The 25,012-nt window shown below is 68.7% G+C and carries 25 protein-coding genes; 16 read left to right on the top strand and 9 right to left on the bottom strand.

Features of this window, described 5'->3' with window-relative positions; translation table 11 throughout:
• Positions 1-24: 24 nt before the first annotated feature.
• The 7 genes from hflX (at position 25) to K0H49_RS25125 (ending at position 7,000) form a co-directional block, all read left to right on the top strand.
• Positions 25-1,194, top strand: coding sequence for a GTPase HflX (gene hflX / locus K0H49_RS25155; protein WP_219218464.1), 1,170 nt, complete (start codon positions 25-27; stop codon positions 1,192-1,194).
• A 74-nt stretch (positions 1,195-1,268) separates the two neighbouring features.
• Positions 1,269-2,603: an FtsH protease activity modulator HflK gene (gene hflK, locus K0H49_RS25150; RefSeq protein WP_219219171.1), complete on the top strand. Its 1,335-nt coding sequence runs from the start codon at positions 1,269-1,271 to the stop codon at positions 2,601-2,603.
• A gap of 16 nt (positions 2,604-2,619) precedes the next feature.
• Positions 2,620-3,513: a protease modulator HflC gene (gene hflC, locus K0H49_RS25145; protein WP_219218461.1), complete on the top strand. Its 894-nt coding sequence runs from the start codon at positions 2,620-2,622 to the stop codon at positions 3,511-3,513.
• An 11-nt stretch (positions 3,514-3,524) separates the two neighbouring features.
• Positions 3,525-3,713, top strand: coding sequence for a DUF2065 domain-containing protein (locus K0H49_RS25140; RefSeq protein WP_183028765.1), 189 nt, complete (start codon positions 3,525-3,527; stop codon positions 3,711-3,713).
• Positions 3,714-3,808: 95 nt separating this feature from the next.
• Complete coding sequence (locus K0H49_RS25135; RefSeq protein ID WP_219218459.1) at positions 3,809-4,960, top strand: ATP phosphoribosyltransferase regulatory subunit; 1,152 nt, start codon at positions 3,809-3,811, stop codon at positions 4,958-4,960.
• Positions 4,961-4,980: 20 nt separating this feature from the next.
• Complete coding sequence (locus K0H49_RS25130; RefSeq protein ID WP_219218457.1) at positions 4,981-6,312, top strand: adenylosuccinate synthase; 1,332 nt, start codon at positions 4,981-4,983, stop codon at positions 6,310-6,312.
• A gap of 163 nt (positions 6,313-6,475) precedes the next feature.
• A complete protein-coding gene (locus K0H49_RS25125; RefSeq protein ID WP_093123037.1) occupies positions 6,476-7,000 on the top strand; it encodes a phosphoribosyltransferase in 525 nt (174 codons plus the stop codon).
• A 70-nt stretch (positions 7,001-7,070) separates the two neighbouring features.
• Here the strand turns inward: K0H49_RS25125 and K0H49_RS25120 are convergent, their stop codons facing one another.
• A complete protein-coding gene (locus K0H49_RS25120) occupies positions 7,071-7,529 on the bottom strand; it encodes a VOC family protein (protein WP_219218455.1) in 459 nt (152 codons plus the stop codon).
• A 205-nt stretch (positions 7,530-7,734) separates the two neighbouring features.
• Between K0H49_RS25120 and K0H49_RS25115 the strand changes: the two genes are divergently transcribed.
• Both K0H49_RS25115 and K0H49_RS25110 read left to right on the top strand, forming a co-directional pair.
• Complete coding sequence (locus tag K0H49_RS25115) at positions 7,735-8,928, top strand: PLP-dependent transferase (protein ID WP_219218453.1); 1,194 nt, start codon at positions 7,735-7,737, stop codon at positions 8,926-8,928.
• 70 nt (positions 8,929-8,998) lie between these two features.
• The gene (locus K0H49_RS25110) at positions 8,999-9,202 is read left to right on the top strand and encodes a hypothetical protein (protein WP_219218451.1); all 204 of its coding nucleotides are present in this window, start codon (positions 8,999-9,001) and stop codon (positions 9,200-9,202) included.
• Positions 9,203-9,282: 80 nt separating this feature from the next.
• On the opposite strand, the gene K0H49_RS25105 is transcribed toward K0H49_RS25110, so the two are convergent.
• Positions 9,283-9,933, bottom strand: coding sequence for an arylesterase (locus K0H49_RS25105; protein ID WP_374122415.1), 651 nt, complete (start codon positions 9,931-9,933; stop codon positions 9,283-9,285).
• A gap of 16 nt (positions 9,934-9,949) precedes the next feature.
• Between K0H49_RS25105 and K0H49_RS25100 the strand changes: the two genes are divergently transcribed.
• From K0H49_RS25100 to rlmB, 3 genes are read left to right on the top strand one after another with little or no spacing between them, the layout of a single operon-like run.
• On the top strand, positions 9,950-10,654 hold the full coding sequence (locus K0H49_RS25100; RefSeq protein ID WP_219218448.1) for an ABC transporter ATP-binding protein: 705 nt from the start codon (positions 9,950-9,952) through the stop codon (positions 10,652-10,654).
• A complete protein-coding gene (locus K0H49_RS25095) occupies positions 10,651-11,664 on the top strand; it encodes a hypothetical protein (RefSeq protein ID WP_219218446.1) in 1,014 nt (337 codons plus the stop codon). Before K0H49_RS25100 ends, K0H49_RS25095 begins: the two co-directional genes overlap by 4 nt.
• Positions 11,665-11,709: 45 nt before the next feature.
• A complete protein-coding gene (rlmB, locus tag K0H49_RS25090; RefSeq protein ID WP_219218445.1) occupies positions 11,710-12,462 on the top strand; it encodes a 23S rRNA (guanosine(2251)-2'-O)-methyltransferase RlmB in 753 nt (250 codons plus the stop codon).
• A gap of 15 nt (positions 12,463-12,477) precedes the next feature.
• Here the strand turns inward: rlmB and K0H49_RS25085 are convergent, their stop codons facing one another.
• The 7 genes from K0H49_RS25085 to K0H49_RS25055 all read right to left on the bottom strand — a co-directional run bounded on the left by K0H49_RS25085 (position 12,478) and on the right by K0H49_RS25055 (position 18,634).
• Positions 12,478-13,254, bottom strand: coding sequence for an MBL fold metallo-hydrolase (locus K0H49_RS25085; RefSeq protein WP_219218443.1), 777 nt, complete (start codon positions 13,252-13,254; stop codon positions 12,478-12,480).
• A 62-nt stretch (positions 13,255-13,316) separates the two neighbouring features.
• On the bottom strand, positions 13,317-14,405 hold the full coding sequence (bamC, locus tag K0H49_RS25080; protein WP_219218441.1) for an outer membrane protein assembly factor BamC: 1,089 nt from the start codon (positions 14,403-14,405) through the stop codon (positions 13,317-13,319).
• Between the two features lie 102 nt (positions 14,406-14,507).
• Positions 14,508-15,434, bottom strand: a complete 927-nt coding sequence (gene dapA / locus K0H49_RS25075) for a 4-hydroxy-tetrahydrodipicolinate synthase (protein ID WP_374122429.1) — start codon at positions 15,432-15,434, stop codon at positions 14,508-14,510.
• A 1-nt stretch (position 15,435) separates the two neighbouring features.
• Positions 15,436-15,996 (bottom strand): class I SAM-dependent methyltransferase, encoded by a 561-nt coding sequence (locus K0H49_RS25070; protein ID WP_374122428.1) that lies wholly within the window; start codon positions 15,994-15,996, stop codon positions 15,436-15,438.
• Complete coding sequence (locus tag K0H49_RS25065; RefSeq protein ID WP_219218437.1) at positions 15,993-16,133, bottom strand: hypothetical protein; 141 nt, start codon at positions 16,131-16,133, stop codon at positions 15,993-15,995. Before K0H49_RS25065 ends, K0H49_RS25070 begins: the two co-directional genes overlap by 4 nt.
• Positions 16,134-16,135: 2 nt before the next feature.
• Positions 16,136-17,359 (bottom strand): MFS transporter, encoded by a 1,224-nt coding sequence (locus K0H49_RS25060; RefSeq protein WP_219218435.1) that lies wholly within the window; start codon positions 17,357-17,359, stop codon positions 16,136-16,138.
• A 93-nt stretch (positions 17,360-17,452) separates the two neighbouring features.
• Positions 17,453-18,634, bottom strand: a complete 1,182-nt coding sequence (locus K0H49_RS25055) for an MFS transporter (RefSeq protein ID WP_219218433.1) — start codon at positions 18,632-18,634, stop codon at positions 17,453-17,455.
• A 90-nt stretch (positions 18,635-18,724) separates the two neighbouring features.
• Between K0H49_RS25055 and K0H49_RS25050 the strand changes: the two genes are divergently transcribed.
• From K0H49_RS25050 to parC, 4 genes are read left to right on the top strand one after another with little or no spacing between them, the layout of a single operon-like run.
• A complete protein-coding gene (locus K0H49_RS25050) occupies positions 18,725-19,630 on the top strand; it encodes a LysR family transcriptional regulator (RefSeq protein ID WP_219218431.1) in 906 nt (301 codons plus the stop codon).
• Between the two features lie 41 nt (positions 19,631-19,671).
• A complete protein-coding gene (locus tag K0H49_RS25045; RefSeq protein WP_219218428.1) occupies positions 19,672-21,648 on the top strand; it encodes a DNA topoisomerase IV subunit B in 1,977 nt (658 codons plus the stop codon).
• Positions 21,649-21,706: 58 nt separating this feature from the next.
• Positions 21,707-22,591 (top strand): lytic transglycosylase domain-containing protein, encoded by an 885-nt coding sequence (locus K0H49_RS25040; RefSeq protein ID WP_219218426.1) that lies wholly within the window; start codon positions 21,707-21,709, stop codon positions 22,589-22,591.
• A 31-nt stretch (positions 22,592-22,622) separates the two neighbouring features.
• Positions 22,623-25,010, top strand: coding sequence for a DNA topoisomerase IV subunit A (gene parC, locus K0H49_RS25035; protein ID WP_219218425.1), 2,388 nt, complete (start codon positions 22,623-22,625; stop codon positions 25,008-25,010).
• Positions 25,011-25,012: the final 2 nt, after the last annotated feature.

Here is a 25,012-nt window from a genome sequence, read left to right as displayed (position 1 = left end):
TTTTTTCGCAACGCCCCATTCCGCTTGTCTGAAGACATACCCCGCCAGGATGGCGCCGTCGTTCTCGTCGGCGTCGACTTCGGACTGCCCCATTTCGACGGTGAACTCGAGGAACTCGGCCTGCTTGCGCAGACCGCGGGCCTCACGCCGGTCGAACGCCTCGTGTGCAAACGCAAGGCGCCCGATGCTGCCCTTTTCGTGGGCAGCGGCAAGGCAGACGAAATCCGCGAGCTGGCCGAAATGCATCGCGCAAGCGAAGTCATCTTCGACCAATCCCTGAGTCCCGCACAGCAACGCAATCTCGAGCGAACGCTCGGGATCGCGGTGTACGACCGCACCTTCCTGATCCTGGAGATCTTCGCGCAGCGCGCGCGCTCCCATGAAGGCAAGCTGCAGGTCGAACTGGCCCGACTGCAATACCTGAGCACCCGCCTCGTGCGGCGCTGGTCGCACCTGGAGCGCCAGACCGGCGGTGCCGGCGTGCGCGGCGGCCCGGGCGAAAAGCAGATCGAGCTCGACCGCCGGATGATCGACGAGTCGATCAAGCGCACCCGCGAGCGGTTGGCGAAGGTGCAGAAGCAGCGCAACACGCAGCGCCGCCAGCGCGAACGGCGCGACACCTTCAACATCTCGCTGGTCGGCTACACCAACGCCGGCAAGTCCTCGATCTTCAATGCGATGGTCAAGGCGCGCGCCTATGCGGCCGATCAGCTGTTCGCCACCCTCGACACCACCACGCGCCACCTCTACCTGGGTGATGCGCGGCGCCAGGTGTCGATCTCCGACACCGTGGGCTTCATCCGCGACCTGCCGCACGGCCTGGTCGATGCCTTCAAGGCGACCTTGCAGGAGGCCGTCGATGCCGACCTGTTGCTGCACGTGGTCGATGCGTCCAACCCGCATCACCCCGAGCAGATGGCCGAGGTGCAGCGCGTGCTGCGCGAGATCGGTGCCGGTGACGTGCCGCAGATGCTGGTCTTCAACAAGCTCGATGCCCTTGAAAGCGCGCAACAGCCGCTCCATCTGCAGGACGAGATCGAAATCGACGGCCTGCAAATCCCCCGCGTCTTCGTCAGCGCGCACACCGGTGCCGGCTTGCCGGCGCTGCGCAGCGAACTGGCACGCCGCTCGGGATCGGTGGTCGAAGGCATGCCCTTGGACGGCGGGGCTGAATTGCACGATGCACCCGGCTGATTGGGCACAATCCCCTCACTGACGAGAGAACGAATCGAATGAATGCAAAGCCAGTGTGGAACCGTTTTCAGGGCATGTTCAACCTGAACGATGGTCGATGGGGACGAGGTGACGAGCCGTCGTCGAACGGCGAGCGCCCGAGCGGCCAACGCCCCGACGCCGACCCGCCGCCAGGGAACAACAATCGCCCGCGAGGCCAGGGTCCCAACCAGGGACCGCCGGACCTCGATGAACTCTGGCGCGATTTCAACCGCAAGCTCGGCGGCCTGTTCGGCGGCAAGGGCGGCGGCAACGGCAACCGGCCGACCGGCAACGGCGGCGGTGGCAATGGCTTCAAGCCCGACATGAAGAACGCCGGCTATGGCATCGGCCTGATCGCCGGCGTGGCCGTGCTGATCTGGCTGGGCACCGGCTTCTTCATCGTGAACGAAGGCCAGCAGGCCGTCATCACCCAGTTCGGCCGCTACAAGACGACCGTCGGCGCCGGCTTCAACTGGCGCCTGCCGTACCCGATTCAGCGCCATGAGCTGGTGGTGGTCACGCAGATCCGCTCGACCGACGTGGGCCGCGACAGCATCGTGCGCTCCACCGGCCTGCGCGAATCCGCCATGCTGACCGAGGACGAGAACATCGTCGAGATCAAGTTCGCCGTGCAGTACCGCCTGAGCGATGCGCGCGCCTACCTCTACGAGAGCAAGGCGCCCGCCGACACGGTGGTGCAGGTCGCCGAGACCGCGGTGCGCGAAGTCGTCGGCAAGATGAAGATGGACGCGGCACTCGCCGAGGAGCGCGACCAGATCGCCCCGCGCGTGCGCGCGCTGATGCAGACCATCCTCGACCGCTACAAGGTGGGCGTGGAAGTCGTCAACATCAACTTGCAGCAGGGCGGCGTGCGTCCGCCCGAGCAGGTGCAGGCGGCCTTCGACGACGTGCTCAAGGCCGGCCAGGAGCGCGAGCGCGCCAAGAACGAGGCCCAGGCCTATGCCAACGACGTGGTGCCACGCGCTACGGGTACGGCATCGCGCCTGAAGGAAGAATCCGAAGCCTACAAGGCACGCATCGTGGCACAGGCCCAGGGTGATGCCGGCCGCTTCAGCGCGGTGCTGGCCGAATACCAGAAGGCGCCGCAGGTCACCCGCGACCGCATGTACACCGACGCCATGCAGCAGATCTACACCAACACCACCAAGGTGCTGGTCGACTCCAAGTCGGGCTCCAACCTGCTGTACCTGCCGCTGGACAAGCTGATGCAGATGACCGGTGCCAACACGGCCGGTGCGCCTGCCGACGGTGCCAGCCCGAACGTGGCCGGCACGGCGCCGACCCAGTCTTCGGTGATTCCGGTCGCACCGATCAACAACGATGCGCGGGTGCGCGACGGCCGCACGCGCGATCGCGACGGACGCTGAGCGGGAGAACAAGAACATGAACAGAATCGGATTCATCGCATCGACGGTCCTGGTGGCGCTCGCGCTGCTGAGCTCGACGCTCTTCGTGGTCGACCAGCGCCAGTTCGGCGTGGTCTACCAGCTCGGCCAGATCAAGAACGTGATCACCGAGCCCGGCCTCAACTTCAAGATGCCGCCGCCGTTCCAGAACGTGTCGTACATCGACAAGCGGCTGCTGACCCTGTCCAGCCTCGAGGCCGAGCCCATGCTGACGGCCGAGAAGCAGCGCGTGGTGATCGACTGGTACGTGCGCTGGCGCGTGAGCAACCCTTCGGAGTACATCCGCAATGTGGGCCTCGACGAGAACGCCGGCGCCGTGCAACTCAACCGCGTGGTGCGCAACGCGTTCCAGGAAAACGTCAACAAGCGCACCGTGCGCGACCTGATTTCGGTGCGCCGCGAGCAGCTGATGGCCGACGTGCAGCGCGAGGTGCTGGCCGTGGTCAAGGGCGAGAAGCCCTGGGGCGTGGACATCATCGACGTGCGCATCACCCGCGTGGACTACGTGGAAGCGATCACCGAATCGGTCTACCGCCGCATGGAGGCCGAGCGCAAGCGCGTGGCCAACGAGCTGCGTTCCACCGGCTTCGCCGAGGGCGAAAAGATCCGTGCCGATGCCGATCGCCAGCGTGAAGTGACCGTGGCCAACGCCTACCGCGATGCGCAGAAGATCAAGGGCGAGGGCGATGCCCAGGCTGCGTCTTCGTACAGCGAGGCCTTCGGCCGCGATCCGCAGTTCGCACAGTTCTATCGCAGCCTCGACGCCTACAAGCAGAGCTTCAACAAGAAGAGCGACGTGCTGGTGGTCGACCCCGCGTCCTCGGACTTCTTCAAGGCGCTGCGCAGCCCGGGCACCCCCAGCTCGCGCTGAGGCGCCCGCCCGTGAGCGCCGACGTCTTCTGGAGTGCGCTCGCGCTCGTGCTGGTGATCGAAGGGCTGCTGCCCTTCGTGTCGCCGGGCGGCTGGCGGCGCGGCTTCGGCCAGCTGATGCAGCTGCGCGACGGCCAACTGCGTTTCTTCGGCCTCTGCAGCATCCTGCTCGGCCTGCTTCTTCTCTGGCTTCTGGCCTGAATTTGCGCGCTGCGCCCACCGCCGCGGCGATGCCCGCGGCCGAGGGGCTCGCGCGGGCCGGTAGAATCCCTGTTTAACCACGAGCCCGATCCCCCATGTCCGCTTGGGTCCTCCCGGATCACATTGCCGATGTGCTGCCCTCCGAGGCGCGCCACATCGAAGAACTTCGACGCGAACTGCTCGACACCGCCCGTGGCTATGGCTACGAGCTGGTGATGCCGCCGTTGCTCGAGCACCTCGAATCCCTGCTGTCCGGCACGGGAGAGGCGCTCGACCTTCAAACCTTCAAGCTGGTCGACCAGCTGTCGGGCCGCACCATGGGCCTGCGCGCGGACACCACGCCGCAGGTCGCGCGCATCGACGCGCACCTGCTCAACCGGCAGAGCGTGACGCGGCTGTGCTACTGCGGCCCGGTGGTCCACACCCGACCCGACCGGCCCCACGCCACGCGTGAGCCGCTGCAGTTCGGTGCCGAGATCTACGGCCACGCCGGGCTCGAAGCCGACACCGAGGTGCTGCTGCTCGCGCTCGACTGCCTGCGCGCATCGGGCCTGTCGCAGGGTGCGATCGTCGACCTGGCCGATGCGCGCATCGTGCGCTCGCTGTTCGCCGGTGTGCCGGCCGACGCGGCCGCGCTGAGCCGCGTGCATGCGGCGCTGGTCGCCAAGGACGCGAGCGAACTGCGCGCACTCACGCGCGACTTTCCCCTGGCGGCCCGCGAAGGCCTGCTGGCGCTGGTCCAGCTCTACGGCGACGCCACCGTGCTCGACGAGGCGGCCCGCGTGCTGCCGGCGAGCCCGGAAGTGCGCGCCGCGCTGGCCGATCTGCGGCAGCTGGGGCAGCGCCTCGAGGGCGCGCAGATCAGCTTCGACCTGTCAGACCTGCGCGGCTATGCCTACTACAGCGGCATGCGCTTCGGCATCTACGTCGACGGCGCGGCCGATGCGCTGGTGCGCGGCGGCCGCTACGACGAGGTCGGTGCGGTCTTCGGGCGCAACCGGCCGGCGGTCGGCTTCAGCCTCGACCTGCGAGAGCTGGTCGGCGTGCTGCCGACGCGGCCCTTGCGCGCGGCCATCCGTGCCCCATGGAGCGATGCGACGGGGCTGCGCGCGGCCATCGCGGCGCTGCGCGCGAAGGGCGAAACCGTGGTCTGCGTGCTGCCGGGCCACGACAGCGAAATCGACGAATTCCATTGCGACCGCGAGCTCGTCGAGCACGCCGGCCAGTGGAATGTCCAAGCCATCTGAATCTTGAAAAGCGGAACATCATGAGCGTTACCACCGGAAGAAACGTGGTCGTCGTCGGCACCCAGTGGGGCGACGAAGGCAAGGGCAAGCTGGTCGACTGGCTGACGGAGAGCGCCCAGGGCGTGGTCCGTTTCCAGGGCGGCCACAACGCGGGCCACACGCTGGTCATCAACGGCGTGAAGACGGCGTTGCACCTGATCCCGAGCGGCATCATGCGCCCCGGCGTCAAGTGCTACATCGGCAACGGCGTGGTGCTGTCGGCGGCCAAGCTGTTCGAGGAAATCGAAGGCCTGGAGAAAGCCGGCGTCGAAGTGCGTTCGCGCCTGCGCATCAGCGAGGCCTGCCCGCTGATCCTGCCCTTCCATGCCGCACTCGACATCGCGCGCGAGGCCTACCGTGAAAAGGGCGGCATCGAGAAGATCGGTACCACCGGCCGCGGCATCGGCCCGGCCTACGAAGACAAGATCGCGCGCCGCGCGCTGCGCGTGCAGGACCTCAAGCATCCGGAGCGTTTCGCGACCAAGCTGCGTGTCCTGCTCGACCTGCACAACCACGTGCTGACGCAGGTGCTGAGCGCGCCCGCGATCGATTTCGACACCGTGTTCGACGAGGCGATGCGCCACGCCGAGCTGCTCAAGCCGATGATGGCCGACGTCTCGCGCGAGCTCAACGACGCGCACAAGGCCGGTGCCAACCTGCTGTTCGAAGGCGCGCAAGGCACGCTGCTCGACGTCGACCATGGCACCTACCCGTACGTCACTTCCAGCAATTGCGTGGCCGGCAACGCCGCCGCCGGTTCGGGCGTGGGCCCGGGCATGCTGCACTACATCCTGGGCATCACCAAGGCCTACTGCACGCGCGTCGGCGGTGGTCCGTTCCCGACCGAACTCGACTGGGAAAAGCCCGGCACCCCTGGCTATCACATGAGCACCATCGGTGCCGAGAAGGGCGTGACCACCGGCCGCAGCCGCCGTTGCGGCTGGTTCGATGCCGCGCTGCTCAAGCGTTCGGCGCAGGTCAACGGCCTGTCGGGCCTGTGCATCACCAAGCTCGACGTGCTGGACGGCCTCGAGACGCTCGAGCTGTGCACCGGCTACATCCTCGATGGCGAGCACACCGACATCCTGCCGATGGGCGCCGACGAGATCGAGCGCTGCACGCCGGTCTACGAGACGCTCGAAGGCTGGACCGAAAGCACCGTGGGCGTCACGCAGTACGACAAGCTGCCGATCAATGCGCGTCTTTACCTGCAGCGCATCGAGCAAGTCACGGGCGTGCCGATCCACATGGTGTCGACCAGCCCCGACCGTGATCACACGATCATGATGCGCCACCCCTACCTCGCGGATTGAACCCACCCCCGAAGCGGCGCACTGCGTGTCGCCGCCTCCCCCTCGAGGGGGCGATGCCAGCGGCCCGGCGAAGCCGGTGCCGCGGTATCCCTGGCATCGAGAGCGCCGGTTTGAAGCGATGGGGTCCTTCATGGACCCACGAACACTGAAAGGAATAACGAACATGTTGACCGAAGACGGCAAGCATCTCTACGTGAGCTACGACGAGTACCACAACCTGATCGAGAAGCTCGCGATCAAGGTGCACCAGTCGGGCTGGGAATTCGACACCATCCTGTGCCTCGCGCGCGGCGGCATGCGCCCCGGCGACGTGCTCTCGCGCATCTTCGACAAGCCGCTGGCGATCATGTCGACCAGTTCCTACCGCGCCGACGCCGGCACGGTGCAGGGCCACCTCGACATCGCGCGCTTCATCACCACGCCCAAGGGCGAGATCGCCGGCAAGGTCCTGCTGGTCGACGACCTGGCCGATTCGGGCCACACGCTGCACGCGGTGATGGACATGCTGCGCAACAACTACCCGCCGATCACCGAGCTGCGCAGCGCCGTGATCTGGACCAAGGCGCTGTCGACCTTCACGCCCGACTACCAAGTCGAATTCCTGGCCACCAATCCCTGGATCCATCAGCCCTTCGAAGGCTACGACTCCATGGGCGCCGAGAAGCTGATCGAGAAGTGGTCGGTCTGAGGCCCGCCTCCAGACGCGTCCCTTCGACCTCGACGCCCCGGCTTGCCGGGGCGTTTTTCATGGCACCGCCTCAGCCGGCGCGCTTGCCGTTCTCGAGCATCGCCGTGTAGCGCGTCTGCATCTCCTCGGGCGTCAGCTTCTCGATGCTGTGCCCCACGTTCCAGCGATGCCCGAACGGGTCTCGAAACACGCCGGAACGTTCTCCATAGAACTGGTCCTGCGGCGCCATGTCCAGCGTGGCGCCGGCCGCGACCGCGCGCGCCACCACCGCGTCGGCGTCGTCGACGTGCAGGTGCAGCGAGACCGCGGTGCCGCCCAGCGTCTTCGCGCTGAAGATGTTGAATTCGGCGAACTCGTCGGAGAGCATCAGGACGGCGCCGTGGTGGAAGTCCAGCTCCGCGTGGCCGATGCGCCCGCCGGGTTCGGTCAGGCGGAAGATCTCCTTCACCTCGAACACCTTGCAATAGAAGTCGATGGCCGCGCCGGCGTCGTGCACGCACAGGTAGGGGAACAGTTCGTGGATGGCCATGGTGCTTTCCTTCCCGACGGGGATGAGGTCGAAACGCCGATTCTGCGACGCCGTCCCGCCCGCGTCATCCCCGGGGCGCGAAGGCCCATCGCAGCCTCGGGAAGGGCCGCAGCGGCGGGGGGACAGGGTTGCATGCCACGCGGGCCCTGGAAGGCCGCGGGGACGCATCGGTGCAGGGTGCGACGGGCACGCTAGCATCGAGCCCATGAGCAAGCCTTCCACGACCCTGATCCATCACCCCTACAGCCCGCCGCGCAACTTCGCCGCGCCGCAGCCCGGCATCTACAAGGCCTCGACCGTGTTCTTCGCCGACGTGGCCGCGATGCGCGCACGCGACTGGAAGACCAAGGCCGGCTACACCTACGGCCTGCACGGCACGCCCACCACCTTCACGCTCGAGGCCCGCCTGGCCACGCTGGAGGGCGGCAGCGACTGCCTGCTGGTGTCGAGCGGGCTGGCGGCCATCGCGCTGGTCTCCTTCGCCTTCCTCAAGGCCGGCGACGAGGTGCTGATTCCCGACAACGCCTACGGGCCCAACAAGGCGCTGGCCACGGGCGAGCTCGCCAATTTCGGCATCACGCACCGGCTCTACGACGCGATGAATCCGGCCGACCTGGCGGCCAAGCTGTCGGACCGCACGCGGCTGGTCTGGGTCGAGGCCGCGGGTTCGGTGACCATGGAGTTCCCGGACCTGCCCGCGCTGGTCGACCTCTGCCGCGCACGCGGCGTGATGACCGCGCTCGACAACACCTGGGGCGCGGGCCTGGCCTTTGCACCCTTCGACTTCGATGGCTCGGGGCAGGGTGTCGACATCTCGGTCCATGCGCTCACCAAGTACCCGAGCGGCGGCGGCGACGTGCTGATGGGCAGCGTGATCACGAACGACGCGCGACTGCACCAGGCGCTCAAGCTCACCCACATGCGCATGGGCTGGGGGGTGGGCGTGGGCGACGTCGAGACGCTGCTGCGCGCGCTGCCCAGCATCGCGCTGCGCTACGAGGCGCATGACCGCTGCGCGCGCGAACTCGCGCGCTGGATGCAGGACCGCGAGGAGATCGCCCAGGTGCTGCATCCGGCGTTGCCGGGTTCGCCGGGCCATGCGCACTGGCAGCGCCTGTGCGGCGAGTCCGACCGCGCCGCCGGGCTGTTCTCGGTGGTGTTCGACGAACGCTACGGTGCCGAACAGATCGACCGCTTCTGCGACAGCCTCAGGCTCTTCAAGCTCGGCTACTCGTGGGGCGGCCCGATCAGCCTGGTGGTGCCCTACGACATCGGCCTGATGCGCGACGCCAGCGTGGCGCGCTGGCCCCATCGCGGCACGCTGGTGCGCTTCTCGATCGGCCTCGAGGCGGTGGAAGACCTGCAGGCCGATCTGGCCCAGGCGCTCGCCGTGCTCTGAAGGCGCGCCGTTATCGCGTACAGTCAGAGGACACGCAGTCACCCGGACTGCCCGCCCCCAAGGAGAAGCAGTGGCAACACCCAACTACGGCTACGAGAAGCGCCAGAAAGAACTGGCCAAGAAGAAGAAGAAGGAAGAGAAGCTGAGGGAAAAGAGCCAGCGCAAGCTCGGCCCGAGCAGCGAAGGGCTGGCCCCCGGCGATCCGGAAACCGACGTGGCGTCGCAGGAACGCGATGCACCCACGCCGCCGGACCTTCCGACCAAGAACGGTTGAAGCCCAACGGTCTGAAGAAAGCCGCCCTGTCGTCAGACAGCGCGGCTTTTCTTTTGGTCCGCGGGCAAGCGGTGCCGGATCTACTTCGGCAGCAGCTTGCGCAGCTCGGGCCAGACGTTGTCGAGCATCCGGGGCTGGGCGCTCGCCACGGGGTGGATGCGGTCGGCCTGGAACAGCGACGCGGCATCGGGCCCGTCGGCCACGCCGCGCAGCAGGAAGGGCACGACCGCCGCCTGGGTGGCCTTGGCCACCTTCTCGAAGATGGCCTCGAAGCGCCGCAGGTAGTCGCTGCCGTAGTTGGGCGGCACCTGGATGCCGACGATCAGCACCTTGGCGCCGGCGGCCTGCGCGGCCTTGGTCATCTGCAGCAGGTTGTCCTCGGTGTTCTGGATCGGCAGGCCGCGCAGCGCGTCGTTGCCGCCGAGTTCGAGCACCACATGGGTCGGCTTGTGCTGCGTGAGCAGCGCCGCGAGCCGGGCCCGGCCGCCCGAGGTGGTGTCGCCGCTGATGCTGGCGTTGATCACGGTGGCGGCAATCTTCTGCTCGGCCAGGCGCTTTTCCATCAGCGGCACCCAGCCTTCGCCGCGCTTGAGTCCGTATTCGGCCGACAGCGAATCGCCGACCACCAGGATCACCGGCTTGCCGGCCCTGGTCGCCTGCGCGAAGGCCGCGCTCCAAGCCCCTGAATTGCCGACGAGCATGCCCGCCACGATAAAGTCACGTCGATTCACCACGCAAAGCCTTTCAATGTCCCAAGCCCCCTCCGAAGCAATTGTTGCCGTCGACCATGTTTTCAAGTCCGTCACGGATTCGGCCGGCACGCTGGACATTCTGCAGGACATCCATTTCACCCTGGGCGCCAGGGAGACCGCGGCGATCGTCGGGGCTTCCGGCTCGGGCAAGAGCACGCTGCTGTCGATCATCGCGGGGCTGGACACACCCACCCGCGGCACGGTGAAGCTGGCCGGCCAGGACATCTTCGCGGTCGACGAGGACGACCGTGCCGCGCTGCGCGCGCAGAAGGTCGGCTTCGTGTTCCAGAGCTTCCAGCTGCTGGCCAACCTCAGCGCGCTGGAGAACGTGATGCTGCCGCTGGAGCTGGCCGACCGCAAGGACGCGCGCAAGGCCGCCACCGAGATGCTCGGGCGCGTCGGGCTGGGCCAGCGCCTGGGCCACTACCCCAAGGTGCTGTCGGGCGGCGAGCAGCAGCGCGTCGCGCTGGCCCGCGCCTTCGTCGTGCAGCCGCAACTGCTGCTGGCCGACGAGCCCACGGGCAGCCTGGACTTCGCGACCGGCGAGCAGGTCATGAAGCTGATGTTCGACCTCAACCGCGAGCTCGGCACCACGCTGGTGCTGGTGACGCATGATCGCGGCATCGCGGCGCAGTGCGAACGGCGTATCACCATCGAGGCCGGTCGCATCGGCGCCGACGAGAAGACGGCCACGCGATGATCGTTCCCGCGCACTGGGCCGAAGGCCGCATCCAGACCGTGATCGACGGCCGGCAGCTCACCGTGCGCCGCTTCGGCTGGTCCGACGACAGCCCGCTGGCCGCGCAGGCCCATGCCGACGAGCGCACGCGCGCGGCCCTGGCCCGCATCCAGGCCGGCGAGACGCTGCCGCGGCGCGAAGCCAAGACGGCCTACAACGGCGCCGACGGCATGCCCATCCGCGAGCAGATCGTGCGCCGCGAGGGCGAGACGCTGATCACACGCAATGGCTACGGTGCGCTGTGCCTCAACACGCCCGACGTGCTGTTCGTGGACATCGACTTCGAAGAAGAAGAAGCCGCGCCGCGTCGCAAGGGCAAAGGCCTGCCTCGCCTCCTGGCGGTGGTGATGGCGGTGCTGGCCGCGGCGGCGGCGGCGGCCATCACGCGCTCGGCCCTCTCGGCGGCAGGTGTGGGTGCGGTGGTCCTCAGCCTGCTGTGGTGGGTGCCGGGGCGACGCCAGGACAAGGTGGAGGACGACTCTACGCAGCAGGCACCCGCCACGCCCGAGCAGCGCGCACGCCAGCGCATCGAGCGCTTCATCTTCCAGCACCCCGACTGGCATCTGCGCCTCTACCGCACTCCGGCCGGACTGCGTGCGCTGGCCATGCACCGGACCTTCTCTCCGAACGAGACGGCGGTGGCCGACTGCTTCCACGAACTGGGCGCCGACACGGTCTATGCGCGCATGTGCCGCAACCAGAACTGCTTCCGTGCGCGCGTGAGCCCCAAGCCCTGGCGCATCGGCATCGACGATCACCTGCGGCCACGTCCCGGTGTCTGGCCGGTGGCGCTGGAGCGGATGGACGAACGCGAAGCCTGGGTATCTCGCTACGAGCGGGCGGCGGCGGGATACGCCGCGTGCACCTTCATCGAGGCCGTGGGCGCCGCAGAGGTCCATCCCTCGGCCGAGGCCGTGCAGCGCCTGCACGACGCGCTCAGTGGCGCGCAAAGCGGCTTGCCGGCCGCTTGAGGCCGGCCCGCATCGCAGGGCAGGGCGCGCAGGGATAATCCCTGCATGTCTTCCCCCAAAGTGATCTTCGGCTTCCACGCCGTGGGCGTGCGTCTCAAGACCGCGCCGAAATCGGTGATCGAAGTGTTCTTCGATGCCAGCCGCCGCGATGCGCGCATGCAGCAATTCAAGGCCCGTGCCCAGGACGCCGGTGTGCGGCTGGTCGAGGCCGATGGCCTTCGCCTGGCCAAGCTCAGCGGCAGCCACGGCCACCAGGGCGTGGCCGCCCGTGTCGAGCCGATCCCGCAAACCCATTCGATCGACGAGCTGCTCGAGGGCCTCGAGGCCGCGGGCACCGTGCCGCTGCTGCTGGTGCTCGACGGCGTGACCGATCCGCACAACCTCGGCGCCTGCCTGCGCGTGGCCGACGGCGCCGGCGCTCACGCGGTGATCGCGCCCCGCGACCATGCGGCCGGCATCAACGCCACCGTCGCCAAGGTGGCCAGTGGCGCGGCCGAGACCGTGCCCTATTTCATGGTGACCAACCTGGCGCGCACGCTCGGCGAACTCAAGGAGCGCGACATCTGGTGCGTCGGCGCCAGCGACGACGCGCCCGGCACGCTCTACCAGAGCGACCTCAAGCGCCCGCTCGCGCTGGTGCTCGGTGCCGAAGGCACGGGCATGCGGCAACTCACGCGCAAGAACTGCGACGAGCTGATCAGCATCCCGATGCTGGGCGCGGTCGAGAGCCTGAACGTGTCGGTGGCCAGCGGCGTGTGCCTCTACGAGGCGATGCGTCAGCGGATCAGCCAGGGCTGATCCGCGGGTGCGGCCCTAGACGTCCAGCCAGGGCGAGCCCTCGGCCGCGGTGGCCGTGAGCATCTCGTCTTCGCTGGCCCCCAGCGCCTCGGCCAGCGCCCGGCGCACGCGCTCGGGCGTGTTGTTCTGCTCGCTCAGGTGGGCCGCCACCACGTGGCGCAGGCCCGCATGGTGCACGGCGCGCGCGATGTCCGCCGCGGCGGCATTCGACAGGTGGCCGTAGTTGCCGCCCACGCGCAGCTTGAGGAAGGCCGGATAGGCCGAGGCCGCCAGCATCTGGCTGTCGTGGTTGCATTCCAGCAGCAGCGCGTCCAGGCCGGCCAGGCGGGCCAGCACATGGGGTGTGGCGTGGCCCAGGTCAGTCAGCACGCCCAGGCTGCGGGCACCGTCGGTGCAGCGCAGCTGCAGTGGCTCGCGCGCGTCGTGCGGCACGGTGAAGGGCTGCACGGCGATGTCGCCGACCTCGATGTCGAGGCCGTCGCGCGCCAGCTTCAGCCGTCCCTCGAAATCCCGCCCACCGGTGGCCAGCCAGGTGCCTTCGCTCATCCAGACCGGCAGGCGCTCGCGGCGTGACAGCGCATGGGCGCAGCCGATGTGGTCGCCATGCTCGTGGGTGATGAAGACCGCGTCGATGTCGCTGGCCGCGAGGCCGACGCGGGCCAGCCGCGTGTCGAGGTGACGCAGCGTGAAGCCGCAGTCGATCAGCAGGCGGGAGGTGCGGCCGCCGCTGGTCGCTTCGACCAGCGTGGCGTTGCCTGTGCTGCCGCTGCCCAGGCTTCGGAAGCGCAGCATCGGTCAGGAACCGATGCGCTCGGATGCCCGGGGCGCTGCGCCGGCGGCGCTCCGGGTCCGGATCACTTCAGGTCGTCGGCGATGACCTGGACGATGCGCTGTGCGTTCGCCGTCGTGTCGGGCACGCCGGCTTCGTTGAGCACCGACACCGTGCTGGTCTCGCCCTGGCTCTTGACCAGGATGCGGAACTTGAGCGGCGATTCGTCCTTGCTGGCACTGCCCAGGCTCAGCAGCTTGGAGAACAGGCCCGGTTCCTTCTTGTCGGGGTTGGGCGTCACGTAGCGCACGAAGTAGGTGCCGGCGCTGCGGTCGCGGTCTTCCACGGTGAAGCCGGTGCGGTCGAGCGCCAGGCCGACACGGCGCCAGGCACGGTCGAAGCCCTCGTTGATCTGCACGCCCGGACGGCCGTCGATGGTGGCCACACGCGCGGCGGAGGGCGCCACGGCAGCGCTGGCGGTCAGTGCCTTGGACTGCTCTTGCGAGACGCCAAGCTTGACCATCAGGCGGCGCAGGAATTCGGTTTCGAGTTCGGGGTCGCTGGGACGCGGCTGCCAGACGGTCTGCTCCTTGCGGGCATCGCTGTAGACCTCGGCCATGCCGCGATGGCTGACGTAGATCTCGGTGCCGGTGGGCGTGCGTTCCAGACGGGTGCGGAAGCGGTCGAGTTCGCCGGTCGAGTAGACCGAGTCGAGCAGCTTGCCGATGGTGCCGCGGATGATGTCCTGCGGCAGCTTGGCGCGGTTCTCGGCCCAGTCGGTTTCCATGATGCCCAGGTTGCGCTGGTCGGTGGTCAGCAGGAAGCCGCTCTCCTGCCAGAAGTCGCGCACCGGTTCCCAGAGCTGGTCGGCCGGACGGTTGACGACGATCCAGCGCTGGTTGCCCGAGCGCTCCATGCGCACGTCACCCAGCGTGGCGACCGCGGTCGGCACGCCCGGCGCATCGACCTTGCCGGCCTGAAGGCTGTTGGCCGACACCGTGCTGCCGGGAACGGCATAGCGGTTGTCGCGCGAGAGCTGGGTGAGATCGGGTGGCACTTCGAGCGACGGCGCCTTGCCGGCGCTCTTGTAGTCGATCTTGTCGCTCTCGAAGACCGAGCAGGCGGCCAGGCTGGCAACGAGGGCCAGCAGTGCGAATCGCGATAAATTCTTCAACGTCGTCTTCCTTGGTGGAATGGTTCGATCAAATCGATGGGCCGCAGCGGCCGCCCTGTGTGAGTCGGCCCCGCGCAAAAGGTTGCGCCTGCGGTGAAAGGGTCAATCCTTGAGCAAACCGGTGGCGCGCAGCGCGGCCTCGACCGCGGGCCGGCAGTTGTCGCTCAGCGGGGTCAGCGGCAGCCGCATCGTGCCGCCGCACAGGCCCAGGCGGGCCATGGCCCACTTCAACGGGATCGGGTTCGGCTCGATGAACAGGTTGCGATGCACGGGCATCAGCTCGAACTGGATGCGCATGGCGGTGGCGACGTCGCCGGCGATGGCTGCCACGCACAGCTCGTGCATCTTGCGCGGCGCGATGTTGGCGGTGACGCTGATGTTGCCCTTGCCGCCGCACAGCATGAGGGCGACCGCGGTCGGATCGTCGCCCGAGTACACGCCGAAGCGCGCCGGCAGGTCGCGGATCAGCCACTGCGCGCGCTCGATGTTGCCGGTGGCTTCCTTGATGCCGATGATGCCCGGCACCTGGGCCAGCCGCAGCACGGTGTCGTGCGCCATATCGGCCACGGTGCGGCCCGGCACGTTGTAGAGCACCACGGGCAGGTCGCCCACGGCCTCGGCGATGGCCTTGAAATGTTGGTACTGGCCTTCTTGCGTCGGCTTGTTGTAGTAGGGCACCACCTGCAGCTGCGAGTCGGCGCCCACGCCCTTGGCGAACTTGGCGAGCTCGATCGCTTCCTTGGTGGAGTTGGCGCCGCAGCCGGCCATCACGGGCACGCGGCCGCGTGCCTGTTCGACCGAGACGCGGATGATCTCGCAATGCTCTTCGACGTCGACCGTCGGCGATTCGCCGGTGGTTCCGACCACGCCAAGGCAGTCGGTGCCTTCGTCGATGTGCCAGTCGATCAGCCGGCGCAGGGCGGGATAGTCGACGCTACCGTCTTCATGCATCGGCGTGGCGAGAGCGACGATGCTGCCTGTGAGTTGCTCCAAGGGATTCTCTTTTGTCGGTTGGACGAAACCGGAGATTCTACCGACTGGCCGCCGGCCCCTCGAGCGGGGTCCGTGGCGGTGTCCCGGCCACGCGAACCGCCGCGATCCGCTGCACGAAACGTGCGGGTGCGTCGAGGAAGCCGTCCTCGTAGGCCACGATGCGCAGGCCGGCGCAGGCGGCGATCAGTTCGCCGGGCTGCAGCAGGAAGTCGGGCCGCGAGGGCTTGCCCACCGTCTCGTTGCCGGCCGCGAAGGTTTCGTAGAGCAGCACGCCGCCGGGCGCGACCGCGGCCACGATGTCGGCCAGGCGGGGGCGCCAGAGGTAGTTGGTGACGACCACGCCGCCGAAGTGCCGGCCGGCATAGGGCCAGGGGCCGCCTTCGATGTCGGCCTGCAGCACCTCGCCGTAGACGGCTGCGGCGCGCACCGCCTCGTCGGCGCGGTCGACACCCGTGACCGCATGCCCGCGCCCGGCGAACCAGTGCATGTGACGCCCGGTGCCGCAGGCCACGTCGAGGACAGACGCGCCGGCCGGCACCAGGTGCGACCAGCGGGCGACCCAGGGCGAGGGTGCGGAGGGGGCGGCAGCGGGGTTCAGAAGCAGGCCCAGAGCTGGTCGATCATCGTGACCATGAAGGCCGGGCGCGTGTACATCAGGAACACGCCGCCCAGCACCACTGCGGCCACGACGAAGCCGGCAATCTGCAGCAGGCGATGGCGTTGTGCGGGCTTCATGTTCAGGCCGGTTGCGGCACCGGCCGGGCGATGGCGCCCTCCTTGACCGGCAGATTGATCAGGGCCGCGAACACGCCGAGCGCGATCGCGATGTACCAGACGATGTCGTAGCTGCCGGTGCGGTCGTACAGGAAGCCGCCCAGCCACACGCCCAGGAAGGAGCCGAACTGGTGGCCGAGGAACACGAAGCCGCTGAGCATCGACAGATGGGCCACGCCGAAGATCTGCGCCACCAGCGCGTTGGTCGGCGGGATGGTCGAGAGCCACAGCAGGCCCATCACGCCGGCGAACACATAGACCGACAGCGGCGACAGCGGCACGATCAGGAACAGGGCGATCGCGATGGCGCGCGCGAAGTAGATGAAGGCCAGGATCTTGCGCTTGGCCAGGCGCTGGCCCAGCGTGCCGGCCGCGTAGGTGCCGAACACGTTGAACAGGCCGATCAGCGCCAGCGCATAGCTCGCGACCTCGGGCGACAGGCCCTTGTCCTTGAGGTAGCTGGGCATGTGCACGCCGATGAACACCACCTGGAAGCCGCAGACGAAATAGCCGGCCATCAGCAGCCCGAAGCTCGGGTACCTGAAGGCCTCGGCCACGGCCTGCACGATGGTCTGGTCGCGGTGGGCGCTGCCGGCCGCCGCAGGCGCGCGACGCGGTTCGCGCAGGCCCAGCGCCAGCGGCACGATCAGCAGCACGACGGCCGCCAGCGCCATCAGCGCGTTGTGCCAGCCGAGCTGCGCGATCAGCTGGCCTTCGATCGGCACCATCAGGAACTGGCCGAAGGAGCCCGCGGCGGCGGCCACGCCCATGGCCCACGAGCGGCGCTCGGCCGGAATCTGGCGACCGATCACGCCGTAGATCACCGCATAGGTGGTGCCGGCCTGGGCCGCGCCGATCAGCACGCCGGCCGTCAGCGCGAACAGCAGCGGGGTCGGCGACAGGGCCATGCCGGCCAGGCCCAGTGCGTAGAGCAGGGCGCCGATCCAGAGCACGCGGAAGGCGCCCAGCTTGTCGGCCAACATGCCGGCGAACACGCCCATCACGCCCCAGGACAGGTTTTGGATCGCGATGGCCAGCGAGAAGGTCTGGCGCGTCCAGCCTTGCTCCTGGGTGATCGGCTGCAGCCACAGGCCGAAGCCGTGGCGGATGCCCATGGAGAGCGTGACGATGAGCGCGCCGCAAAGCAGGACCTGCTTGGTCGACAAGGTTTGACCGGGAGAATGCATCCTCTGACTTTAGCCAAGTCCCGGTCGGGATGCCGGCATCGGCATTGGTGAAATTTCCGCTGCCTTTCGATGAGGGCGTCGCATCGGTGGTGTTCAGCGGGCGGGAAAGCCACGCCGCGACCGCCAGGCGAGCCACAGCGCCGGCGCCAGCAGCGCGATCAGCGACCAGGGCAGGGCGCCCGCGCCGAAGCCTTGCAGCAGCAGGCCACCCAGCAGGCCGCCGCCCGCGATGGCCAGGTTCCACGCCGTGACCACCATCGACTGCGCCACGTCGGCCGAGGCGCCGGCCGCCTGCGCCGAGGCGGTCTGGAACAGCGTGCCCGCGCCGCCGAAGGCCAGACCCCAGAGCGCCACGCCGGCGTACACCGCTGGCGCCGATCCCGCCGCCAGGCCCAGGACGAGGGCCGTCAAGCCGAAGACCGCGGTGCTGGCCAGCACCAGTTCGCGCAGCCAGCGGTCGATCAGCACGCCGGTGATCCAGATGCCCGCCACCGAGGCCAGGCCGAACACCAGCAGCACCAGGTCGACCCGTGCGCCGAGCCCGGCATGCGCCAGGAAGGGCGCGATGTAGGTGTAGAGGATGTTGTGCGCCAGCACGAAGGCCAGCATCACCGCCAGCACCGGCCGCACGCCCGGCAGCAGGAAGACGCGCTTCACGCTGGCCCGCTGTCCGGCCGCCTGCCCCGGGAAGTCGGGCACCTGCCAGCGCACCCAGCCGAGCAGCATCAGCGACAGCGCCGACATTACGAGGAAGGCCGGTCGCCAGCCCACGCCCGTGCCCAGCAGCGTGCCTGCCGGGATGCCCAGCGACAGCGCCAGTGGCGCCCCCAGCATGGCCACCGCGATCGCGCGGCCCTGCATCGAGGGCGGGACCATGCGGCCCGCATGTCCCGCCACCAGTGCCCAGAGCAGCCCGGCGAACACGCCGGCGAAGAAGCGCGCGGCCAGCGTGAGCGGGTAGCTGTGCGACAGCGCAGTGACCGTGTTGACCAGCGCGAAGCCGGCGATCGCCAGCATCAGCAGCGGCCGCCGGCGCCAGCCGCGGGTGAACGCGACCAGCGGGATGGCCGCGAGCAGCGAGCCGAGCGCATAGACCGTGACCATCTGGCCGACCAGCGCGGGCGTGATGGCGAGGTCGGCGCCGATCTGCGGCAGCAGGCCGGCCGGCATGGCCTCGGTGAGGATGGTGACGAAGCTGGCCGCGGCCAGTGCGAGCAGGCCGGACAGCGGGAGCCGGGTCCTGGAAGGAAGGGTTTGAAGCGGTAGGGATGACATGCGGCCCACGATAGGCAGAAACCGACTCCGGAAAAAGAGGGATACAGTTCCAGTCAATGCGGACGTTTGATTCCGTAATGGAGCCTTTTCATGGACAGCCTCAGCGGCCTGGCCGTTTTCATCCAGGTGGCCGAAACCCGCAGCTTCGTCACGGCCGGCCGCGCGCTGGGCGTGTCGGCGTCGGCCATCGGCAAGCGCGTGGCGCGGCTGGAGGAGCGGCTGGGCGTGCGGCTGTTCCACCGCAGCACCCGCAGCATCACGCTCACCGCCGAGGGCGCGCTGTTCCTGGCGCGCAGCCGCCGGGTGCTGGCCGAGATCGAGGCCGCCGAGCAGGAGCTGTCGCATTCGGCGGGCGCGCCGCGCGGCAAGCTGCGGGTGAGCCTGCCGCTGGTCAGCTCGCTGGTGCTGCCGCTGCTGGCCGACTTCATGCGCGAGCACCCGGCGATCGAACTCGACCTCGACTTCAGCGACCGGCTGGTGGACGTGATCGAGGAGGGCTTCGACGCCGTGGTGCGCACCGGCGAACTCAGCGATTCGCGGCTGTCGGTGCGCCGGCTGGGCGCGTTCTCGCAGCTGCTGGTGGCCTCGCCCGACTACCTGCTGCGCTGCGGCACGCCCGCCACACCGGCGGACCTGGCGGCGCACGCCTGCCTGCACTATCGCTACCCGGCCACCGGCAAGGTGGAGGTCTGGCCGCTGCAACCCGGGCCCGACGGCGCCGAGGCCAGGCCGCCGACCTCCATGATCTGCAACAACATGGAGACCCGGCTGTGCTTCGCGCTGCGCGGGCGCGGCATCGCGCTGCTGCCGGATTTCTGCGTGCGCGAGGCGCTGGCCGCCGGCCGCCTGCAGCGCGTGCTGGCCGAGCATGTGCGCCCGCATGCCATCGGCCTGGGCGTGCTGTGGCCTTCGGGGCGCCATCCCTCGCCCAAGCTGCGGGCTTTTGTCGACTTCCTGGGGGCCCACATGTTCGTCGCGGACCCCGTGGCTGTATGAATATCCAGTTATTTCAACTTCACTGACTACAATCCGCCCCCATGGCGACTCCTCCCAAGACCCCTCCCGAATATTCCGAAGGCTCGATCCGCGTCCTCAAGGGCCTCGAACCTGTCAAGCAACGCCCGGGCATGTACACCCGGACCGACAACCCCCTGCACATCATCCAGGAAGTGCTGGACAACGCCGCCGACGAGGCGCTCGCCGGCTACGGCAAGAAGATCAAGGTCACGCTGCACACCGATGCGTCGGTGAGCATCGAGGACGACGGCCGGGGCATTCCCTTCGGCCTGCACCCCGAGGAAAAGGCCCCGGTGGTCGAACTGGTGTTCACCCGGCTGCACGCCGGCGGCAAGTTCGACAAGGGCTCGGGCGGCGCCTACAGCTTCTCCGGCGGCCTGCACGGCGTGGGCGTGAGCGTGACCAACGCGCTGTCGACGCGGCTCGAGGTGGTCTCCTACCGCGAAGCCTCGGTGGCCCAGCTGGCCTTCTCGGCCGGCGACGTGATCGAGGCGCTGGTGGTCCGCCCGCAGACCGGCGGCGACCGCAAGCAGGGCACCACGGTGCGCGCCTGGCCCGATCCCAAGTACTTCGAGGTCGCCACGCTGCCGATGCACGAGCTGACCCACCTGCTGCGCAGCAAGGCGGTGCTGATGCCGGGCGTGAGCGTCACGCTGGTCAACGAGAAGACCAAGGACACGCAGACCTGGCTCTACAAGGGCGGCCTGCGCGACTACCTGATGCAGACGCTCAACGGCGAGCCGGTGATTCCGCTGTTCGAGGGCGCGGGCCATGCCGACAAGAACGCCGACAACTTCGCCGAAGGCGAGGGCGCCGACTGGTGCGTGGCCTTCACCGAAGACGGCCAGCCGGTGCGCGAGAGCTACGTCAACCTGATCCCCACCAGCGCCGGCGGCACGCACGAGAGCGGCCTGCGCGACGGCTTGTTCACGGCGGTCAAGGGTTTCATCGAACTGCACTCGCTGCTGCCCAAGGGCGTGAAGCTGCTGCCGGAAGACGTGTTCGCGCGGGCCAGCTACGTGCTCAGCGCCAAGGTGCTCGATCCGCAGTTCCAGGGCCAGATCAAGGAACGGCTGAATTCGCGCGACGCGGTGCGGCTGGTGTCGAGCTTCGTGCGCCCAGCGCTCGAGCTCTGGCTCAACCAGCACGTCGACTACGGCAAGAAGCTGGCGGAACTGGCCATCAAGGCCGCGCAGACGCGCCAGAAGGCCGGCCAGAAGGTCGAGAAGCGCAAGGGCTCGGGCGTGGCCGTGCTGCCGGGCAAGCTCACCGATTGCGAGAGCAAGGACATCAGCCACAACGAGGTCTTCCTGGTCGAGGGCGACTCGGCCGGCGGCAGCGCCAAGATGGGCCGCGACAAGGAGTCGCAGGCAGTGCTGCCGCTGCGCGGCAAGGTGCTCAACACTTGGGAGGTCGAGCGCGACCGGCTGTTCGCCAACACCGAAATCCACGACATCTCGGTGGCCATCGGCGTCGATCCGCACGGCCCCAACGACACGCCCGACATGAGCGGCCTGCGCTACGGCAAGGTCTGCATCCTGAGCGATGCCGACGTCGACGGCTCGCACATCCAGGTGCTGCTGCTCACGCTGTTCTTCCGCCACTTCCCCAAGCTGATCGAAACCGGCCACGTGTATGTCGCCAAGCCGCCGCTGTTCCGGGTCGATGCGCCCGCGCGCGGCAAGAAGCCGGCCTCCAAGGTCTATGCGCTGGACGAGGGCGAACTGGTTGCCATCCTGGACAAACTGCGCAAGGATGGGGTGCGCGAAGGCGCCTGGAGCATCAGCCGCTTCAAGGGCCTGGGCGAAATGAGCGCGGAACAATTGTGGGAAACCACGCTCAATCCCGACACGCGCCGCCTGCTGCAGGTCGGCCTCGGCCGGCTGGCCTTCGGCGAAACCGAAGGCGAGATCACCAAGCTCATGGGCAAGGGCGAGGCCGCGGCGCGGCGCGAACTGATGGAAATCCGGGCCGACGACATCGAGGTGGATGTCTGAGCCTGCGCTCCCGCATCCCCTGCGCCTCACGATTGGAACCCATCGATTGAACGCCGTGATGAAGCCTGCGACGCGTGCCCGAGCCCTGCTGGCGGGCCTCGTGCTGCTCGCCGCGCAGCCGCTGGTGCATGCCGCCGACATCTACGGCTATGTGGACGAGCGCGGCGTGGCGCATTTCGCGTCCGAGAAGCTCGACGCGCGCTACCAGGTCTTCTTCAAGGGCGGCCAGGACTTCGACACGGCCCAGGGCATCGCGCCGCTGGGCATCGCGCGTGCGCCCAAGGACGTGCGCGGCGGCGCGGTGCCGCCGGCCGCGCAGACCCTGCTGGCGCTGTTCGAGGCCTCGCCCAGCCACCAGGCGGCCAAGGCCGCGCTGCACGAAGCCGCCTCGGCGCACGCCATCGATTACGAACTGTTGCAGGCGCTGGTCGCCACCGAGTCGGGCTTCGACGCGCAGGCGGTGTCGCCCAAGGGCGCGATGGGCCTGATGCAGCTGATGCCCGGCACCGCCCAGCGCTACGGCGTGCGCGGCGACCGGCGCGCCTCGCTCGAGAAGAAGCTGTTCGACCCGCGCACCAACATCGCGGCCGGCTCGCGCTACCTGCGCGACCTGATCGCCCTGTTCCAGGGCCAGATCGAACTTGCGCTGGCCGCCTACAACGCGGGCGAGGGCGCGGTCCAGCGCGCCGGCAACAAGATACCGAACTACCGCGAGACGCAGGACTACGTGCGCACCGTGCTGCAGCTCTACGCCTATCTCAAGCCCGAGAGGGGCACGGGTCGCGGCGGCCAGGCGCCCGGGCGCGTGCGCATGGAGATGATCGTGCCCGAAGGCGGGGCCGCGGGCCGCGGCAACCTGCCGTCCGCGCAGCCCTGGCGCATGCCGGCGCTGCCGGCCGTGCCCGAGGCCGCCTCCGAATCCGCGCCGGCCGCCACCGAATAAACAGACAGAGTCACCGAGAAGCAAGAAAGACATGGACGAACAACCGACGCTCGACCTCCAGAGCCCCGAAGATCCCAGCAAGCTGACACTGGCCGACTACGCGCAGACCGCCTACCTCGAGTACGCGCTGTCGGTGGTCAAGGGCCGCGCGCTGCCCGACGTGAGCGACGGCCAGAAGCCGGTGCAGCGCCGCATCCTGTACTCGATGTCGCGCATGGGCCTGGGCTTCGGCGGCAGCAACGGCACGGTGGGTGCCAAGCCGGTCAAGAGCGCCCGCGTGGTGGGCGACGTGCTGGGCCGCTTCCATCCGCACAGCGACCAGGCCGCCTACGACGCGCTGGTGCGCATGGCGCAGGACTTCTCGCAGCGCTATCCGCTGGTCGACGGCCAGGGCAACTTCGGCAGCCGCGACGGCGACGGCGCCGCTGCCATGCGCTACACCGAGGCGCGGCTGGCGCGCATCACCAGCCTGCTGCTCGACGAGATCGACGAAGGCACGGTCGACTTCATCCCCAACTACGACGGCAGCACCGAGGAGCCGCGCCTGCTGCCCGCGCGGCTGCCCTTCGTGCTGCTCAACGGCGCGAGCGGCATCGCGGTCGGCCTGGCCACCGAGATCCCGAGCCACAACCTGCGCGAGATCGCCGACGCCTGCGTCGCGCTGATCAAGTCGAACGGCACGCTCAGCGACGAGGAACTGCTGCAGATCGTGCCCGGCCCGGACTATCCCGGCGGCGCGCAGATCATCAGCAGCGCCAACGACATCGCCGAGGCCTACCGCACCGGCCGCGGCTCGCTCAAGGTGCGTGCACGCTGGAAGATCGAGGACCTGGCGCGCGGCCAGTGGCAGCTGGTGGTCAACGAACTGCCGCCGGGCGTGAGCACGCAGAAGGTGCTGGAAGAGATTGAGGAGATCACCAACCCCAAGGTCAAGGCCGGCAAGAAGGCGCTCACCACCGACCAGAGCAACCTCAAGGCGGCGCTGCTGTCGGTGCTCGACGTGGTGCGCGACGAGTCGAGCAAGGACGCGGCCGTGCGGCTGGTGTTCGAGCCCAAGACCTCGCGCATCAGCCAGGAAGAGTTCATCACCACGCTGCTGTCGCAGACCTCGCTGGAAAGCTCGTCGTCGATCAACCTCACGATGGTCGGCATCGACGGCAAGCCGGTGCAGAAGTCGCTGCGGCAGATGCTTAACGAGTGGATCGCCTTCCGCGAGATCACGGTCGAGAAGCGCTCGAAGCACCGCCTGGGCAAGGTGCTCGATCGCATCCACATCCTCGAGGGCCGGCAGCTGGTGCTGCTCAACATCGACGAGGTGATCGCGATCATCCGCGCGGCCGAGGACCCGAAGGCCGCGCTGATCGCGCGCTTCAACCTCAGCGATCGGCAGGCTGAGGACATCCTCGAGATCCGGCTGCGCCAGCTCGCGCGGCTCGAAGCCATCAAGATCGAGCAGGAACTCAAGGGGCTGCGCGAAGACCAGAAGAAGCTCGAGGACATCCTCGGCAGCTCGACGGCGTTGCGCCGCCTGCTGATCAAGGAGATCGAGGCCGACGCCAAGAGCTTCGAGGACGCACGCCGCACGCTGATCCAGGCCGAGAAGCGCGCCGTGGCCGAGGTCAAGGTGGTCGACGAGCCGGTCACGGTGATCGTCTCGCAGAAGGGCTGGGTCCGCACGCAGAAGGGCTGGGCCAGCGAGAAGGCCGCGGCGGGCGGCGCGCCGGTCGAGTACAGCTTCAAGTCGGGCGACACGCTCTATGGCGCCTTCGAGTGCCGCTCGGTCGACACGCTGCTGGTCTTCGGCACCGCCAAGGACAAGGGTGTGCGCGTCTACACCGTGCCCGTGGCCTCGCTGCCCGGCGGCCGCGGTGACGGGCAACCCGTGACCACGCTGATCGAGCTCGACAGCGGCACGCACGTCGCGCATTACTTCGCCGGCCCCGTGGGCGCGCAGCTGCTGCTGTCGAACACCGGCGGCTACGGCTTCATCGCCGCGGTCGAGAACATGGTGTCGCGCCAGCGCGGCGGCAAGGCCTTCATCGACGTGGGCGAGGGCGAGCAGCTCTGCCGGCCCTCGCTGGTGGGCGGTGCCAGCGGCGCCGAACCGCAGCCGACCGCCACGCACGTGGCCTGCGCGTCGACCGGCGGACGCATCCTGACCTTCGAGATCACCGAACTCAAGGCGCTGCCCAAGGGCGGCCGCGGGCTCACGCTGATCGACCTCGAAGCCAAGGATACGCTGGCCGGTGCCGCGGCCTACACGCGCAGCGTGAAGATCGAGGGCCTGGGGCGCGGCGGCAAGGAGCGCGACGAGACGCTGGAGATCCGTTCGCTCAACAACGCCAAGGCCGGGCGCGGCCGCAAGGGCAAGGCGGCCGACCTGGGCTTCAAGCCGATGTCCATCGTGCGGGTGCAATGACC

The organism is Variovorax boronicumulans (genome assembly GCF_019352895.1).
Classification (GTDB): Bacteria; Pseudomonadota; Gammaproteobacteria; order Burkholderiales; family Burkholderiaceae_C; genus Variovorax; species Variovorax boronicumulans_A.
Note: the sequence above shows the minus strand (reverse complement) of the source record. Positions and strands in the feature narration are given on the sequence as shown.